We start from the raw sequence: 16,344 nt of genomic DNA, 5'->3' as shown, positions 1-16,344 counted from the left end.
ACAAGGTCGTACTGCCGGGTTCGGGGCGGGGCGGGAGTCGTTGGGGGTGGCGTGGGGTCCCGCACGGCCCGCACGCCCCGGGTTGTGCGCTCACTCGATGGGGTGACGGCGCGTCATGGGAGACGGTACGTCAGGGATGACCGACCCGTGCCTGGTGTGCGCAGACCTCATCGGTGACCCTTCGCTCATGCTGCTTCCAGTGCCTCATGAGAAGGCCGAACTGATCGAAGTCGTCCGCATCGCCGGTCCGGCACCGCATTGCGGCACGGAGGTCCTGGCCGGTGACGATGTCGCTCTCTGGGGGGCGGCCCAGGTCGACCGGGTCCTGGCGTTGATCGGCGACATCCCGGGCAGCGAGCTGTACCGCTGTTTCTTCCCGGGATGGGGCATCCGGGTCCGCGGTGCCACCGGACTCCTCTTTCAGCTGGCCTTCTGCTTCGACTGCCACGGAGTACGGCTGTGGGGGCCGGACGTGCCGGCCGGACAGGAAGGGATCCACAGCTTTGATCCCGACAGCGCTCCCGCTCGGGAACTGCTCCGGCACTTCCGCGAGTCCGCGTCCGGCCAGGCGTGAGATCCGTACGGACGCCGCCCCGCCGCCCCGAAGCCCAAGGCCGCGCCGACCGCCCCCCGCACGCTAGCTGACGGACCGTCAGATCGGCGCTACCGTGACTTCATGGAGACCCAACCCGCAGCCCCCTTCCCGGAGATCATCTCCGTCGACGACCACACCGTGGAGCCGGCCCGTGTCTGGCAGGACCGGCTCCCCAGGAAGTACCTGGACACCGGTCCGCGGATCGTGCGCGCGCCGCTGAAGGAGATGTCGTTCCTCGGCGGCCGGTTCAAGCCCGTCATGGGCGCCCCGGGCGACGAGGGCCCGGTCGGCGACTGGTGGGTGTACGAGGACCTGCACCGGCCGCTGACCCGCCTGGACACCGCCGTCGGCTACAGCAGGGACGACATCAAGCTGGAGGTGATCACGTACCAGCAGATGCGCGCGGGCTCGTTCGACGTGCCGCAGCGGCTCGACGACATGGACGTCAACCACGTGCAGTCCGCGCTCTGCTTCCCCACCTTCCCCCGGTTCTGCGGGCAGACCTTCACCGAGGCCGCCGACCGGGACCTCGCGCTGCTGTGCGTGCGCGCCTACAACGACTGGATGGTGGACGAGTGGTGCGGGCCCGACGCCCGCGGCCGGCTGATCCCGCTCGCCCTCATCCCGCTGTGGGACGCCCGGCTCGCCGCCGAGGAGGTGCGGCGCAACGCGGCCCGCGGGGTGCGGGCCGTCGCCTTCTCGGAGATACCCCCGCACCTGGGCCTGCCGTCGGTGCACACCGACGAGTGGGACCCGTTCCTCGCCGCCTGCGACGAGACCGGCACCGTGGTGGCGATGCACATCGGCTCCAGCAGCCGGATGCCGTCCACCTCCGCCGACGCCCCGCCCGCCGTCGGTTCCACGATCACCTTCGCCAACTGCTGCTTCTCGATGGTCGACTGGCTGATGAGCGGCAAGTTCGAGCGCTTCCCGAACCTGAAGGTGATGTACGCGGAAGGGCAGATCGGCTGGATCCCGTACATCCTGGAACGCGCCGACGTGGTGTGGGAGGAGAACCGCGGCTGGGGCGGGGTGGCCGACAAGGTGCACCGGCCGCCGTCCGAGCTGTTCGCCGAGCACGTCTACGGCTGCTTCTTCGACGACGCCTTCGGGCTGCGCAACCTCGACTCGATCGGCGTCGGCAACGTCCTGTACGAGACCGACTACCCGCACTCCGACTCCACCTGGCCGAAGTCCCGCGAGGTCGGCGAGGCCCAGATGGGCCACCTGCCGGCCGACGTCGTCGAGCGGATCGTACGGGGCAACGCGATCGACCTGCTGGGGCTTGCGGCGGACGGCCGCTGGGCGGGCCCGCGGTGACCGGGTCCCCGGCGGGCCTCGCGTACGGCATCCAGCTGCCCGTGCAGTCGCAGAGCACCATCTACGCGGAGAGCTGGGAGGCCGACGCCGGGCCCGCCGACCTCGTCGAGATCGCCCGCACCGCGGACCGGGCCGGCTTCGACTACATCGCCTCCTGCGACCACGTCGCCATCCCGCGCCGGCTCGCCCCGGCGATGAGCACGGTCTGGTACGACCCGGTGGCCACGCTCGCCCACCTCGCCGCCGTCACCACCCGCACCCGGCTGCTCAGCCATGTGGCGATCGTGGGCCTGCGCCACCCGCTGCTGACCGCGAAGCAGTACGCGACCCTCGATCACCTCTCCGGCGGACGGCTGGTCCTCGGCGTGGGCGCCGGGCACGTGGCGGAGGAGTTCGCCGTGCTGGGCGCGGACTTCCGGCAACGGGGGGCCGTGCTCGACGAGTGCGTGGACGCCCTGCGGGCCGCTCTCGGGCCCGAGGAGTACCCCGTGCACCACGGGAAGTTCTTCGACTTCGAGGGGCTCGGGCAGCGGCCCAGGCCCGCCCAGGAACGGGTGCCCGTGTGGGTCGGCGGGTCCTCGCCGCCCGCCGTGCGCCGGGCCGCCCTCAAGGGCGACGGCTGGCTGCCGCAGGGCGATCCGCGCGGCCGGCTGCCCGAGCTGATCGCCGAACTCAGGCGGCTGCGCGCCGAGGCGGGCATCGAGGCGCCGCTGACCGTCGGCGCCATCACCGAACCGCTGTACGTCGGCCGTCCCGCCTGGGACGTCGGCCGCCGCACCCTCAGCGGCTCCCCGGACGCCCTGGCCGAGTCGCTGCGGGCCTACCGGGCGATCGGTGTGGACCAGATCCAGGTGCGGTTCCGCTGCCGCAGCCGCAGCGAACTGACCGACCAGATGGCCGCGTTCGGCGCGGACGTGGCCCCCGACCTCTAACAGCAGGAGGAGCAGGCATGGGCAAGCTGGACGGACGTGTCGTCATCGTCACCGGCGCGGCACGCGGGCAAGGCGAGCAGGAGGCCCGTCTCTTCCGGGCGGAGGGCGCCCAGGTCGTCGTCGCCGACGTCCTCGACGACCAGGGGCGGGCGGTGGCCGAGGAGCTGGGCGCGCTGTACGTCCACCTCGACGTCGCCGAGGAGGACGGCTGGCGGGCGGCGGTGGCCGCGGCCAAGGAGGCGTACGGGCATGTCGACGGGCTGGTCAACAACGCCGGCATCCTGCGCTTCAACACCCTGGTGGACACGCCGCTGGAGGAGTTCCTCCAGGTCCTGCGGGTCAACCAGGTCGGCTGCTTCCTCGGGATCAAGACGGTCGCGCCCGTGCTGGAGGACGGGGGCACGATCGTGAACACCGCGTCCTACGCGGCGCTGACCGGGATGGCGGGGGTGGGCACGTACACCGCCACCAAGCACGCGATCCTCGGGCTCACCCGGGTGGCCGCGCTGGAGCTGGCGGACCGGGGGATCCGGGTCAACGCGGTCTGCCCCGGCGCGATCGACACGGCGATGTCCAACCCGGCGCAGCTGGATCCCACGGCCGACGCGGAACAGATGAGCCGGGCGCTGGACGAGCTGTACCGCAAGCTCGTACCGCTGGGGCGGATCGGACGCCCGGAGGAGGTGGCGCGGCTGGCGCTGTTCCTGACCTCCGCGGACTCCTCGTACGTCACCGGGCAGCCGTTCGTGGTCGACGGCGGCTGGCTGGCGGGGGTCTCGGTCATCTGAGCACCCGCACGGCCGTGGCTGAGCGCCCGCACAGCCGTAGCCCGACCACGCGCACAGCCTTGGCTGACTGGCCGTCAGCCTCTTGACGGTCCGGGCCGCCGGTGCCACAGTCGGCGGCAAGCCATATCTGACGGATCGTCAGAAATGGATGACAGGGACGACGACAGGGGACGGTGAACCTCCTTGGAATTCGGGCTCTTTGTACAGGGATACGTGGGCAAACGCGCCGAGACCGACCCGCTTGCCGAGCACAAGGCGCTGATGGAGGAGACCGAGTACGTCATTCAGGCGGACAAGTCCGGCTTCAAGTACGCCTGGGCGTCCGAGCACCACTTCCTGGAGGAGTACTCGCACCTGTCCGCCAACGACGTCTACCTCGGCTACCTGGCCCACGCCACCGAACGCATCCACCTCGGCTCGGGCATCTTCAACCCGCTCGCCCAGGTCAACCACCCGGTGAAGGTGGCCGAGAAGGTCGCCATGCTCGACCACCTCACCGGCAACCGCTTCGAGTTCGGCAGCGGCCGGGGCGCCGGCAGCCACGAGATCCTCGGCTTCATCCCCGGCATCACCGACATGAACTACACGAAGGAGATCTGGGAGGAGACGATCGCCGAGTTCCCGAAGATGTGGCTCCAGGACGAGTACCAGGGCTTCCAGGGCAAACACTGGTCGCTGCCGCCCAGGAAGGTGCTCCCCAAGCCGTACGGGAAGTCGCACCCGGCGATGTGGTACGCGGCCGGCTCCCCGCCCTCGTACGCCATGGCCGCGAAGAAGGGCCTCGGCGTCCTCGGGTTCAGCGTCCAGAAGGTCTCCGACATGGAATGGGTGCTGGACCAGTACAAGACGGCGATCGTGAACGCGGAACCCATCGGGGACTTCGTGAACGACAACGTGATGGTGACGACCACCGCCATCTGCGCGCCGACCCACGCGGAGGCGATCGAGATCGCGGTGAACGGCGGGCTGCACTACCTGCCCTCGCTGGTCTTCCGCTACCACGACACCTTCCCGCGGCCCGAGGGCTTCCCGGAGTGGCCGGAGACGCTGCCGGAGTACACCGCCGAGTTCGTCGAGGTCCTCATCGAGGAGGAACTGCTCATCTGCGGCGACCCCGACGAGGTGCTGAGCCAGTGCAAGCGCTGGGAGCAGGCGGGGGCGGACCAGATCAGCTTCGGGCTGCCGGTGGGCGTGCCGAAGGAGGAGACGCTCCAGTCGATCAGGCTGATCGGGGAGCACGTGATCCCCAAGATCGACACGGACCCGGTGCACCGGACGTCGCGGTTCCGGGCGGCGGCGTGATCGCTGGTCCCGGTTCCGGGACCCGAGGTGAGCGCCGTGGCGGGGTGCGGCCTGCGTGAGGCCGGCCGCTCCCCCCGGTTCTCGGCTTCGCCCGAAGAACGGGGGACCCCGGTTCCCCGCGCCCCGCCAGGGAGGACGCCGCCCCGCAATCGAGAAGGGAGCCCCATGCTTGATCACGTCATCAAGGGCGTGACCGTCGTCGACGGGACCGGTGCGCCCGGGTTCACCGCCGACGTCGGCATACGGGACGGCCGGATCGCCGCCGTCGGCACCGTCACCGAGGAGTCCCGCAGCACCGAGGACGCCACCGGCCTCGTCCTCACCCCAGGCTTCGTCGACCCCCACACCCACTACGACGCCCAACTCTTCTGGGACCCGTACGCGACCCCCTCCCTGAACCACGGGGTGACCACGGTGGCCGCCGGCAACTGCGGGTTCACCCTGGCGCCGCTGAACCCCGGGCGCCCCCAGGACGCCGACTACACCCGGCGGATGATGTCCAGGGTGGAGGGCATGTCCCTGGTGGCGCTGGAGGAGGGTGCGCCCTGGAGCTGGCACTCCTTCAAGGAGTACCTGGACGCCCTGGACGGCCGGATCGCGGTCAACGCCGGGTTCATGGTCGGCCACTGCGCACTGCGCCGCCACGTCATGGGCCCGGACGCGGTCGGCGGCCAGCCCACCGACGAGCAACTGGCCGAGATGGTCCGGCTGTGCCACGAGGCCATGGACGCCGGTGCCTGGGGCTTCTCCACCACCCAGTCCTCCTCGCACGCCGACGGCGACGGACAGCCGGTGGCGTCCCGGCACGCCCGGCCCGCCGAACTGCTGGCGCTGGCCCGGGCGGTGGGGGAGCACGAGGGCACCCAGATCGAGGCGATCGTGGCCGGCTGCCTCGACCAGTTCAGCGATGCCGAGATCGATCTGTTCGTGGAGCTGAGCGCGACCGCGGGCCGGCCCCTGAACTGGAACGTCCTCACCGTCGATGCGGCCGTCCCGGAACGGGTGCCGCGGCAGCTGAGCGCGAGCGAACGGGCCCGCGCGGCGGGCGGCCGGGTGGTCGCGCTGACCATGCCGATCCTCACGCCGATGAACATGTCCCTGGGCACCTTCTGCGCCCTGAACCTGATCCCCGGCTGGGGCGAGATCCTCGGCCTGCCGGTGCCCGAACGGATCGCGAAGCTGCGCGACCCCGGGGTGCAGGAGGAGATGCTGCGCCGTGCCCAGTCCAAGGAGGCGGGCGTCTTCCGGCGGCTGACGGACTTCGGGCGGTACGTCATCGGCGACACCTACAGCGAACACAACCGCGGACTGACCGGCCGGGTGGTCCAGGACCTGGCCCGGGAACGGGACCAGGAACCCTTCGAGTGCCTGGTGGAGATCTGCGCGGCCGACGACCTGCGTACGGTCCTGTGGCCGATGCCCACCGACAACGACCCGGCCTCCTGGACGCTCAGGGCGCAGACCTGGCAGCACGAGGACGTGCTGCTCGGCGGCTCCGACGCGGGCGCCCACCTGGACCGCATGTGCGGGGCCCCGTACACCACCCGCTTCCTCGGCGACTGCCTGCGCGGTCGCAGGCTGGTCGGCCTGGAGACAGCGGTGAAGATGCTGACGGACGACCCGGCGCGGCTGTTCGGGCTGCGCGAACGCGGCCGGATCCGCGAGGGCTGGCACGCGGACCTGGTCCTCTTCGACCCGGAGCGGATCGACGCGGGCCAGGCCACCCTGGTGCACGACCTGCCGGGTGACAGCCCGCGCCTGGACTCCAGGGCGATCGGGATCCGGGCGGTGTGGGTCAACGGCGTGGAGGCGATCCGCGACGACAAGGTGAGCGGGGCGGTGCCCGGCCGGGTACTGCGCTCGGGCCGGGACACCGAGACGGTGAGCACGCGGTGAGCCGGGAGGGCGGGCATGGGGCGAGCGGCCCGGACGACCGGCAGCCGCTGTTCATCGGCGGCGAGTGGGTCGAACCCGCCGCCGGCCACTACCCGGTGACCGACCCGGCGACGGAACGGACCGTGGGCCTCGCGCCCGAGGCGTCGGCGGACCAGGTGCGGGCGGCCTGCGCGGCGGCCCGCGAGGCGGCCGGACCCTGGTCGCGCACGCCGCCGCAGGAACGGGCCGCCGTGCTCGCGCGGGCCGCCGACCTCATCCGCGGCCGGCTGGTCCCGTACGCCGACCTGGCCCGCGCGGAGACCGGCGCCACGACCGGGACGGCGCGCGGCATGCAGGTCGCGGTGGCGACGGCCCGGTTCCGCCGCTACGCCCGCGTCGAACCGGCCGAGTGGGCGATCGAGCCGCAGATCAACGAGGCGGGCCCGATGGGTCCCGCCGCCGTGCTGGGCGCCCTCGCGGTGCGGCAGCCGGTCGGCGTCGTCGCGTGCATCACTTCCTACAACAACCCGTGGGCGAACCCGGCCGGAAAGGTCGCCCCGGCGCTCGCGATGGGCAACACGGTGGTGGTGAAACCGGCCCCGCAGGACCCGCTGTCGGTGTACCGGATGGCCCGCGCGCTGCAGGAGGCGGGTGCGCCGCCGGGAGTGGTGAACGTCGTCTCGGGGCGCGCGGTGGCCGTCGGCGAGGCGGTCGTCGACTCGCCCGACGTCGACATGGTCAGCTTCACCGGGTCCACCGCGGTCGGGCAGCGCATCGCCGAGGTGTGCGGCCGGACGATGAAACGCCAGCTGATGGAGCTGGGCGGCAAGGGCGCGGCGCTCGTCTTCGACGACGCGGACCTCGCCTCGGCGGTCGCCGGGATCGGCACCACGTTCTCCTTCTACAGCGGGCAGATCTGCACCGCGCCGACCCGGGTGCTGGCGCAGCGCGGGGTGTACGACCGGCTGGTCGCCGGGCTCGCGGCGTACGCGGCGCGGCTGAAGGTGGGCGACCCGGCACAGCCGGGCACGGTGGTGGGGCCGGTGATCTCGGCCGAACACCGGGACCGGGTCGAGTCGTACGTCGAACTGGCCCGCAAGGAGGGCGCGACGGTGGTGGCGGGCGGCGAACGGCCGCCGCTGGAGCACGGCTTCTACGTGGCGCCGACCCTGCTGGCCGACTGCACGAACGACATGCGGTCGGCCCGCGAGGAGATCTTCGGCCCGGTGGTGTCGGTGATCCCCTTCGACGACGAGGAGGAGGGCGTCCGGCTGGCCAACGACAGCGACTACGGCCTGCTCGACTACGTCTGGTCCGGCGATGTGGCCCGGGCGTTCCGGGTGGCGCGGCGGCTGCGGGCCGGCGGGGTCGGCATCAACACCGTCGGCCGCAACATGGAGGCGCCGTTCGGGGGCTTCAAACGCAGCGGAGTGGGCCGGGACGTCGGCTCCTACGCCCTGCACGCCTACAGCGAGGTCCAGGCGCTGGTCTGGCCGGGCTGAGTGACGGGGGAGGGCGGGCCGTTCACCCCGTCAGATCCACCCGGACTGTCAGCAGGTCCGTGCCGAAGGCACGGACCGCGGTGCTGTTCAGCAGGGGCAGACGGCGCAGCCGGGCCCGGGCGTCGTCGTCCGGGAGGAGATGTGCGGTGCCGGTGTGCCAGCGGCCCCCGATCCGGACCCGGACCCGGGGATCGGCCTGGATGTTGCGTACGTACTGGGACTTCAGGCCGAACTCCGACACCAGCCAGAAGGAGTCGCCGACCCGCCGCCCGCCCACCGGCGTCCGCCGGGGCAGGCCCGAGGTCCGGCCCGTCGTCTCCAGCACCGTCTGCAACGGAAGCCGCCGCGTGAGCGGATTGGCCAGATGACGCTGGAAGCGGGTGACGATGCGGTGCTTCAGCTCGGAACGGCTGGTCTGCTCGGACACGGGGGCTCCTGGGAGGCGGCGGGACGGCGGAACGGCGGGACGCGACGGGTGGGCCCGATCACCGTCCGGTGGCCGGGGCCAGGGGCGCGCGGGTCCGCAGCGCGTGAAGGAGGGCGGTGAAGGCGGCGGGGCTGGTGGTGAGGACGGTTCGGGGCGGGGTGGGGCGGTCGGTGAGGTGGACGGCGGCGGGGGTGGTGGATATGTGGACGCAGGCTTCCCCTTCTTGGCAGTAGGACGACTTCTGCCAGTGGCGCGTGGACATACCGGTTCCTCCACTACAGGTTCTGAGTGATGACCTGGATCAGGTCTCGGGACTTCTCGGGGCTGAGTGCAGAGGCTTCCACCACGTCCAGCAGCCGTCGGTACTTTTCCAAGTGGGCCTCGGCATCGACCAGCAGGGGACCGTGGAACTGGTCCAGTTGCACGGTGTCCAGTTCAGGTACGGGACCGCACAGGTAGTTGATGGACTGGCCCGACCCCGGGAAGGCCCCGATGTCGAAGGGAAGTACCCGAATGGTGATGTGGTCCCGCAGGCTCATGCTGATCAGATGCCTGAGCTGGTCGCGGGCCACCCGTCGGCCGCCCACCCGCATGTGCAGGGCTGCTTCGTGGATGACGGTCCTGTACGGATTCGGGTTCTTCCGGAACACCACGTCCTGACGTTTGACGCGGTGCGAGACGCGGTGCTCCACTTCCGGCGGTGTAGGAGCCGGGATCGCCTTGCTGAAGATCTCCCGGGCGTGCTCGGCGGTCTGGAGCATGCCGGGGACGTGCGCGGTGAAGGCGGTACGGATGGCCGTCGCGTGGTGTTCCAACTCGGCGAGGGTGAGCAACCCTGACGGAAGCACCTCGCGGTAGGCCTCCCACCACCAGCCACGCGTCTTCTCGCCGGCCATGTCCACAAGGGCATCGACGTAGGGCTGGTTCGTGCACGAGTAGACGTTGGCCATTGCTCTGACGCGTTCGGGGCTCACCCCGAACCTGGCTGACTCCACATTGCTGAGTTGACCCGAGCTGGTGCCGAGCATCTGTGCGGCCTCGGTGGAGTTCAGGCCTGCCCGCTCGCGGAGTTTGCGCAGCTCAGCAGCGAGTCGGATGCGTCGGGCCGTTGGCGCGGGCCTTGACGCCATAACGACTCCTTTCTAATCGGCGTACGGCGAACTCGTCACCCACACGAGGGAGATAGGGCTGAGATTCTTCGAAAGCTCGCAAAGCAGCTTTGCGATGCCTCTATCGTCATTGCTGGGCGCCCCACCTGGAAGCGCACCGTGGGACGCCACGGCAGAGACACCAGGCACCTGTCCAACCCCCCCCTCAGTGACCGGAGACTTCCGATGGCCACCGTATCCCCGCCCTGGAACTACACCCTGCATCTTCCGCACGATCCACGCGCACCGGGAATCGCGCGGGGCGCCCTGAGGCTGATTCTCGCCGCCCACGAGATGCCCGAACTCACTCCCACCGCGGAGCTGCTGGCGGCGGAGTTGCTGGCCAACTCGCACTGCCACACCAAGGGGCCGTACGCCCTTCGCGTGCGCTCGGCCGAGCCCGGCCGCCTCCGGGTGGCCGTATGGGACACGGACCCCCGTGTCCCGCCGGGCTTCTCGAACGCGGATTTGGCCCTGCCCCCGCCGGACGCCGAGCACGGCCGCGGGCTGCCCCTGGTGCGGGCCTGTGCGGATGCCTGGGGCGCGTCGGTGCTGCGCGAGCTGGGCGCGTCCAAGGGCGGCAAGTTGCTGTGGGCCGAGTGCGGCGGCGGGGCCGCCTCCGGGTGACGGGGCCGTACTCGGCGGCCCGTCGCACGAGCCGGCTCCCCGCCGCCGCACTCGGCCTCAGACCCGCCCGAGGAAGATCGGGTTCGTGAAGCCCGCGAGCGCGCCGGGCACCGGGCCCGCCGCCGTCTCGTGCCGCAACTCGGCCCGTACGTACGCCGCGTACGACGGTGTCGTCCGCCACTGGACGACCCCCGAACCGCTCACCGGCAGCGGGTCGCCGGTCAGCAGGACACCCTCGTCGGTGACGAGGCGGACCGTGCAGCGCGGTGCGCCGGAGACCTCCAGACGGACCGTCACCGGGGTGTCCGGGTCCACCTCAAGGCGCTCGCCGATGCCCGCCTGCCGGGCCCGTCCGCCGGTGGCCGTGAACGTCATCGTGACGTCCTTCGACTCGGCGACGTAGGAGCGGCCCGCGCGGATGCCCTCCTGGATGGCCTCGCGGGTCAGGTCGTCGGCGAGGACGACCGTCTGGGGCGAGCCGACCGGGTCCGGGTTGCGGTGCGCGTCGCTGTTGCCCATCGCCGGCAGCCACCGCCGGTTCTCCCGCACCGACGCCACCAGCTGGTTGTCCCACTCGGCGAGGGTGACCTCGTCGTCGGGGGTGTAGGGGCCGTTCCACACCTCCAGCGCATCCGCCTCGCCGAAGCCGAACTTCCAGCCGCAGCCGACGCAGGTGGCGTGCGGATGGGCCGGCACGACCAGGCCGCCGGACCTGCGGATCTGCCGCGCGAACCGGCCGAACCGGTTCTCCCGGGCCCGGTAGCGCCAGTCGACGAAGGTGCCCGGGTCGGTGCCGAGGGCCACCACGTGGCCGTTGCGCGTGGTGATCTCCTCGCCCAGCATGACCAGCAGGTCGTCGCCCGCCGCGTCCGCCCAGTGCGCGTGCGCCGAGTGCGTGTTGTGATCCGAGGAGTTGATGAAGTCCAGGCCCGCGGCCCGGGCCAGCGCCGCGATCTCGGCCGGGGTGCGGCGGCCGTCGGAGTGCCAGGAGTGCAGGTGGCAGTCGCCCCGGTACCAGGCCCGGCCGCGCCCCTTGGCCCGCTCGGGCGGATACACCGGCCGCACCGCCTGCCCCTGCGGGCCGTAGGTCAGCGTGACGGTGAGTTCGTAGGCCAGGCCCTGCGGCGCCACCGTGTAAGGGCCGAGGACGACGTACCAGGTGCCCTTGGCGACCGGGCCCGGGAGATAGCCCGGGGTCGCGTCGTCCGCCCGGACGAAGAACTCCGTGCGGGCGCCGCCCGACCAGCCCCGGAAGCCCTCGCCGCCCAGGTCGGTGCCGCGCTGGTCGAACAGGCCGATGTCGAGCGCGTTGCCCTGGACACCGGCCGGCACCGACGGTCTCTCGTAGGTGTAGGAGACCTTCAGTTCCCGCACTCCGGAGGGCACCTCGACGGGTACGTGGACGAAGTCGGGGGCGCCGGGCGGCAGCGTGCCGCGCACGGTCCTGGTCTCTTCCTGCTGTCCGTCCGCTGCGGCGAAACTCACGCTTCCCAAGGTAAGCGCCGCCGCGGCTCCCGTCACGAACAGGGCGCGTCGGCCCAGGCCGGGTCCGCCGCCGTGGTCCTCATCGCACATGCTGCTCTCCCTCGCGTCGCGGGTGGCTGCCGTGGTGTGTGTGGGGGGTCGCGCGTCACCCTCGTACACGCTCGTGAACCGCGGGACAAGGGAAGGGGATCGATCGCGGTCGGGTGCCTGCCATTCCGAGGCGGGCGGTGCCGGGCCGGGAGCGACCGAATGCCGACCGGTCGGTATGGACAGATGGCGGCGGCCCGGGTACAGATGGGGCATGCGTATCGCCGCCACGATCTTCCTCACCGACGAGACCATCACGCCCGTCCGCCTCGCCCGGGAACTGGAGGAGCGCGGTTTCGCGGGGCTGTACCTGCCCGAGCACACCCACATCCCGGTCGAGCGGACCACCCCGAACCCGTCGGGCGGCGAACTGCCGCGGGAGTACGGCCGCACCCTCGACCCGTTCGTCGCGCTCGGGCAGGCCGCCGCGGTGACCGACCATCTGGGCCTGGGGACCGGCGTCACGCTGGTCGCCCAGCACGACCCGATCGCCCTGGCCAAGCAGATCGCGACCCTGGATCACCTCTCCGGCGGCCGTTTCACCCTGGGCGTCGGCTTCGGCTGGAACGTGGAGGAGGCCGCCGACCACGGTGTGCGGTGGCGTGCCCGCAGGGAACTGATCCGCGACCGGATGCGGCTGATGCAGGCGCTGTGGGCCGGTGAACCCACCGCCTACGAAGGGGAGTTCGGCAGCGTCCGGGCCAGCTACGCCCACCCCAAGCCCGCGCAGCAGCCGCGCGGCCCGGTGACCGGCCCGCGCACCCTGGTCGGCGGGGCCGCGGGGCCCAAGCTGTTCGCGCACATCTCCGAGTACGCCGACGGCTGGCTGCCGATCGGCGGGCGCGGCCTCACCGAGTCGCTGCCCGTGCTGCGCGCGGCGTGGACGGACGCGGGCCGCGACCCGGCCGCCCTCCAGGTCGTGCCGTACGCCGTCCAGCCGACCCCCGGCAAGCTCGCCCACTACGCGGAACTCGGCATCGAGGAGACGGTGGTGCAACTGCCGTCGGCCGGGGAGGCGGAGGTGCTGCGGGCCCTCGACGCGTACGGCGCGCTGCTGGGGGCGCCTGTCACCGGCGCTGTGTGAGGGCCGCCGTGTGAGGGCCGGGTGAGGGTCGGCTGAGGTGCGGGGCGGGGCTTGTTGCGCCCCACCGCGGATCATGCCGGGGCTGTCGGGCGGGTCCCGGGGGGAAGCAGGGCCGACATCTGGTCGGCGATGCGGTGCAGCGCTTCCCGGGGTGCCCCGGAGGCCGCCTGGACGGCCAGACCCTGGATGACGGTGATGAGGAGCTGCGCCAGCGTGGCGGGGTCGCACTGCGGGGGGAGGTCGCCGCAGTCACGGAACGCCTGGAGCCGGTCGGTCAGCAGCTGGACCTTGTTCCTGCCGACGTGGGCGAGGAGTTGCTGGGCGGGTTGTGAGCGGGGGCCCACCGCGAGGGCGCCGTGGACGGTGAGGCAGCCGTGCGGGGTGTGCTCACCGGCGACCGTGTCGATGGCGGAGTCCAGGAGGGTGCGGACCACCGCCGCGGCCGTCGGTTGCTCCAGGGCGGCTTCCAGATATCCGCCGGGCCCGGCGAGATAGCGCTCCACGACGCGTTTGAACAGCGTCTCCTTGTCGCCGAAGGCCCCGTAGATGCTGGGGGTGCTCATGCCCATGGCGGCGGTCAGGTCGGACATGGACGTGCCTTCGTAGCCACGGGCCCAGAAGACCAGCATGGCCGCGTCCAGCGCGGTATCCGGGTCGTACCTGCGCGGACGGCCACCTGGCATGGCGATTCACTACCTTTCCAGCAGATCCGGCCACCGTAACACGGTGGCTTTAACCCAACTCCCGTGCGCCCTTTCGGGGATCGGCCCGCCCTGCGGCCTTGACGTGCCGTCAGTCGGCCCATAGTTTGCTAGCGATCGCTACAAAACTCGCCGTCCGTCGAGGAGGAAGCGCCGTGAGCTTGGTGGACCCGCACACGTCCGACCCGCGCTACACGAAGAGGAACGCCGTCTACGTCCCCGCCGGGGGAGGGAAGCACATCTGGGCCGCCGGGGACACCTACACCCTCAAGGTCGGGGCCGAGGAGACCAACGGGTCCCTGGCCCTGCTGGAAGCGACCGTTCCGCCAGGCGGCGGACCGGACCCGCACGTGCACAACGACCACGACGAAGCCTTCTACCTGCTCTCCGGCGAGCTGGAGTTCCTCAACGGCGACGAGCGGATCACGGCAGGCGCGGGCGGATTCTTCTTCGTGCCCCGCGGCACCAGGCACCGCTTCATCAATCGCGGGTACCACGCAGCCCGGATGATCTTCTTCTTCACCCCCGGCGGCATAGAAGAACTCCTGGTCGCCTCGTCGACACCCGCCGCGCCCGGGGTGGCCCCGTCCGTCCAGGAACTCCGGCCGACACCCATGGCGGAACTGATGGTGCGCTACGCCACCGAGCAACTGCCGGATCCTGCCGGATCCTGAGGGACGCCCTGCCTGCCCGCCTGCCCGCCTGCCCGCGCGGCGCCGCGACCGCACGGCGCCGCCGGTTCCAGCCGCGAAGAAAGGAAGCGAACGTGTCGACCGGGCTCGACGGCTTCGAACACGCCTACGCGCACGTCAACGGGGTGCGACTGCACTATGTGACGGGCGGTTCGGGAGACCCGCTGGTGCTGCTCCCGGGGTGGCCTCGCACCTGGTGGCAGTACCGGAAGATGCTGCCCGCCCTCGCGGAGCACTTCCGCGTCATCGTCTGCGAGTACCGGGGAATGGGCGAATCGGAGAAACCCGAGTCGGGATACGGCAAGGCCAACATGGCCCAGGACGTCTACGAACTCGTCCGGCACCTCGGCCACGACCGGGTCAACATCGCGGGCGAGGACGTCGGTTCCTGGATCGCGTACTTCTTCGCCGCCACCCATCCACAGAGCACGGCGAAGCTGGCGATGTGGGACCCGGGAGCACCCGACCCGGTACTGGCCGCCCTGCCGGTGCTGCCCGCGTCGGCGGAGGCCAACGCCTGGCACTTCGGGTTCAACCAGCTCGACGGCCTCCCCGAGCACCTGCTCGCCGGCCGGTACCGCATCCTGATCGACTGGTACGCCGACAAGATCGCCGGTGATCCGGGGGCCATCGACGCCGAAAGCCGCGCGATCTATGCGCGGGCGTACGACTCACCCGAGGCGATCCGGGCGGTCGCCGGCTGGTACCGGACGCTCTCACAGGACATCGAGGAAGCGACCCGATTCCCCGAACTGACCATGCCGGTCCTGGTCCCGGGCGGAAACTTCCTGGAACTCTCCCGCGCGTCGAACGAGCACCGGGCCAGGGACATCCGCTTCGTCCAATTCCCCGGAGCAGGCCACTATCTGGCAGAGGAACGCCCGGGGGAGCTGAGCCGGGAACTGATCGAATTCTTCGGCGGGGCTTCGGCCGCTTGACGGGGGGCGCGGGGCGGAGAGGGGCCCCCGTGGGCGATCAGACCCGGTGGTCAGCAAGCAGCCTGGTCAGGCCGGGAGTGGCGGGGGCAGGGCGGCCACGGCGCGGTCGAAGTACGCCTGGATGTCCTCGGCAGCCCCGTACAGCTCCCCCAGATATTCCGACCAGTTCCGCACCGTGTCGGGGTCGGTGAACCGGACTGCACCGTCCGGTCGGCCGGCTTCGGTGTACAGCACCCGGTAGAGAGTCCGTCCATCGAGCAGATTCAGCTCCGGTAGCTGCGCATCCGCCTCGGCCGCCGCGACGGCGGAAGCAGGCAGCACGCGCACAGGATGCCCGCATTCCGCGCTCAGCCGGAGCCAGTGCAACTCCCACTGCACGTACGGTGTCAGCGGCGTCTCGACCACCCGAATGCGGTGGAAGACCGCCCCTCGCGCCGCATCGTCCCGGGCCCGTCGAACCAAGGCGTCACGCTCGGCCTCGAACAGCCGCAGCACAGCAGGCCAGTCCCCCTGGCGGAGTGCCTCCCGGCTGGCGTCGTTCGTCTCCTCGAAGTGCTGTAACCGCTCAAGTTTCCAGGCCACGCCATCGCGGATCGCCGCCCGCCGCTCCCGGAAGTCCCGCTTGTACTCCTCGCGTGCAAGCCGCTTGCCCAGCTCGTCAGGGTGTTCAGGGGCGAGGAGATCAAGCATCAGGAATGTCCGCCTTCGCTGCACTCAGCATGTTGCCCGGGATGACGACCAACCGCTCGTCCGGCCCCAGGTTCACCCCGTCCGGCAGACGTGACCGGTAGTGGTCGGGGAGATCGCGGCCGATCACGGCCACGTAGCCGCTGCTCACGGC

General features: G+C 71.4%; 18 protein-coding genes. 11 read left to right on the top strand and 7 right to left on the bottom strand.

Going from position 1 to position 16,344, the window contains the following annotated elements; translation table 11 throughout:
- Positions 1–199: 199 nt before the first annotated feature.
- From ACFYPJ_RS16920 to ACFYPJ_RS16890, 7 genes are all read left to right on the top strand, one after another.
- Entirely contained in the window at positions 200–574 is a 375-nt protein-coding gene (locus ACFYPJ_RS16920) for a hypothetical protein (RefSeq protein WP_389016945.1), read from the top strand.
- Between the two features lie 102 nt (positions 575–676).
- Positions 677–1,915 (top strand): amidohydrolase family protein, encoded by a 1,239-nt coding sequence (locus ACFYPJ_RS16915; protein ID WP_389016942.1) that lies wholly within the window; start codon positions 677–679, stop codon positions 1,913–1,915.
- Positions 1,912–2,847, top strand: coding sequence for an LLM class F420-dependent oxidoreductase (locus ACFYPJ_RS16910; RefSeq protein ID WP_389016939.1), 936 nt, complete (start codon positions 1,912–1,914; stop codon positions 2,845–2,847). Before ACFYPJ_RS16915 ends, ACFYPJ_RS16910 begins: the two co-directional genes overlap by 4 nt.
- 17 nt (positions 2,848–2,864) lie before the next feature.
- The gene (locus ACFYPJ_RS16905) at positions 2,865–3,635 is read left to right on the top strand and encodes an SDR family NAD(P)-dependent oxidoreductase (protein WP_389016936.1); all 771 of its coding nucleotides are present in this window, start codon (positions 2,865–2,867) and stop codon (positions 3,633–3,635) included.
- A 183-nt stretch (positions 3,636–3,818) separates the two neighbouring features.
- Entirely contained in the window at positions 3,819–4,937 is a 1,119-nt protein-coding gene (locus ACFYPJ_RS16900) for an LLM class flavin-dependent oxidoreductase (RefSeq protein ID WP_389016933.1), read from the top strand.
- 165 nt (positions 4,938–5,102) lie between these two features.
- Complete coding sequence (locus ACFYPJ_RS16895; protein WP_389016930.1) at positions 5,103–6,833, top strand: amidohydrolase family protein; 1,731 nt, start codon at positions 5,103–5,105, stop codon at positions 6,831–6,833.
- Positions 6,830–8,314 carry an aldehyde dehydrogenase family protein gene (locus tag ACFYPJ_RS16890; protein ID WP_389016927.1) on the top strand — a complete coding sequence of 495 codons (1,485 nt, stop codon included), beginning with the start codon at positions 6,830–6,832 and terminating at the stop codon, positions 8,312–8,314. Before ACFYPJ_RS16895 ends, ACFYPJ_RS16890 begins: the two co-directional genes overlap by 4 nt.
- A 22-nt stretch (positions 8,315–8,336) precedes the next feature.
- Here ACFYPJ_RS16890 and ACFYPJ_RS16885 read toward each other — a convergent pair whose 3' ends face one another.
- Genes ACFYPJ_RS16885 through ACFYPJ_RS16875 form a run of 3 tightly spaced genes read right to left on the bottom strand, consistent with a single transcriptional unit; the run spans position 8,337 to position 9,871 of the window.
- Positions 8,337–8,741, bottom strand: a complete 405-nt coding sequence (locus tag ACFYPJ_RS16885) for a nitroreductase/quinone reductase family protein (protein ID WP_389016924.1) — start codon at positions 8,739–8,741, stop codon at positions 8,337–8,339.
- Positions 8,742–8,799: 58 nt separating this feature from the next.
- Positions 8,800–9,003 carry a DUF397 domain-containing protein gene (locus tag ACFYPJ_RS16880; protein ID WP_389016921.1) on the bottom strand — a complete coding sequence of 68 codons (204 nt, stop codon included), beginning with the start codon at positions 9,001–9,003 and terminating at the stop codon, positions 8,800–8,802.
- Positions 9,004–9,016: 13 nt separating this feature from the next.
- Positions 9,017–9,871 (bottom strand): Scr1 family TA system antitoxin-like transcriptional regulator, encoded by an 855-nt coding sequence (locus ACFYPJ_RS16875; RefSeq protein ID WP_389016918.1) that lies wholly within the window; start codon positions 9,869–9,871, stop codon positions 9,017–9,019.
- A gap of 204 nt (positions 9,872–10,075) precedes the next feature.
- Here ACFYPJ_RS16875 and ACFYPJ_RS16870 point away from each other — a divergent pair, with 204 nt between their 5' ends.
- Positions 10,076–10,516: an ATP-binding protein gene (locus ACFYPJ_RS16870; RefSeq protein ID WP_389016915.1), complete on the top strand. Its 441-nt coding sequence runs from the start codon at positions 10,076–10,078 to the stop codon at positions 10,514–10,516.
- A 57-nt stretch (positions 10,517–10,573) separates the two neighbouring features.
- On the opposite strand, the gene ACFYPJ_RS16865 is transcribed toward ACFYPJ_RS16870, so the two are convergent.
- Positions 10,574–12,091, bottom strand: coding sequence for a CehA/McbA family metallohydrolase (locus tag ACFYPJ_RS16865; protein WP_389016912.1), 1,518 nt, complete (start codon positions 12,089–12,091; stop codon positions 10,574–10,576).
- A 211-nt stretch (positions 12,092–12,302) separates the two neighbouring features.
- Between ACFYPJ_RS16865 and ACFYPJ_RS16860 the strand changes: the two genes are divergently transcribed.
- Positions 12,303–13,172 (top strand): TIGR03619 family F420-dependent LLM class oxidoreductase, encoded by an 870-nt coding sequence (locus ACFYPJ_RS16860; RefSeq protein ID WP_389016909.1) that lies wholly within the window; start codon positions 12,303–12,305, stop codon positions 13,170–13,172.
- 71 nt (positions 13,173–13,243) lie between these two features.
- On the opposite strand, the gene ACFYPJ_RS16855 is transcribed toward ACFYPJ_RS16860, so the two are convergent.
- Positions 13,244–13,855: a TetR/AcrR family transcriptional regulator gene (locus ACFYPJ_RS16855; protein ID WP_389016906.1), complete on the bottom strand. Its 612-nt coding sequence runs from the start codon at positions 13,853–13,855 to the stop codon at positions 13,244–13,246.
- Between the two features lie 173 nt (positions 13,856–14,028).
- Between ACFYPJ_RS16855 and ACFYPJ_RS16850 the strand changes: the two genes are divergently transcribed.
- Positions 14,029–14,547, top strand: a complete 519-nt coding sequence (locus ACFYPJ_RS16850; protein ID WP_389016903.1) for a cupin domain-containing protein — start codon at positions 14,029–14,031, stop codon at positions 14,545–14,547.
- A 92-nt stretch (positions 14,548–14,639) separates the two neighbouring features.
- Entirely contained in the window at positions 14,640–15,503 is an 864-nt protein-coding gene (locus tag ACFYPJ_RS16845; protein WP_389016900.1) for an alpha/beta fold hydrolase, read from the top strand.
- A 66-nt stretch (positions 15,504–15,569) separates the two neighbouring features.
- Here ACFYPJ_RS16845 and ACFYPJ_RS16840 read toward each other — a convergent pair whose 3' ends face one another.
- Together ACFYPJ_RS16840 and ACFYPJ_RS16835 are read right to left on the bottom strand one after the other, a co-directional pair.
- Entirely contained in the window at positions 15,570–16,193 is a 624-nt protein-coding gene (locus ACFYPJ_RS16840) for a DUF6879 family protein (protein WP_389016897.1), read from the bottom strand.
- Positions 16,186–16,341, bottom strand: a complete 156-nt coding sequence (locus tag ACFYPJ_RS16835) for a hypothetical protein (protein WP_389016895.1) — start codon at positions 16,339–16,341, stop codon at positions 16,186–16,188. Before ACFYPJ_RS16835 ends, ACFYPJ_RS16840 begins: the two co-directional genes overlap by 8 nt.
- Positions 16,342–16,344: the final 3 nt, after the last annotated feature.

Origin of the sequence: Streptomyces sp. NPDC006012 (assembly GCF_042871185.1) — a bacterium.
Taxonomy (GTDB): Bacteria; Actinomycetota; Actinomycetes; order Streptomycetales; family Streptomycetaceae; genus Streptomyces.
This window is presented reverse-complemented; position numbering and strand designations above follow the sequence as displayed.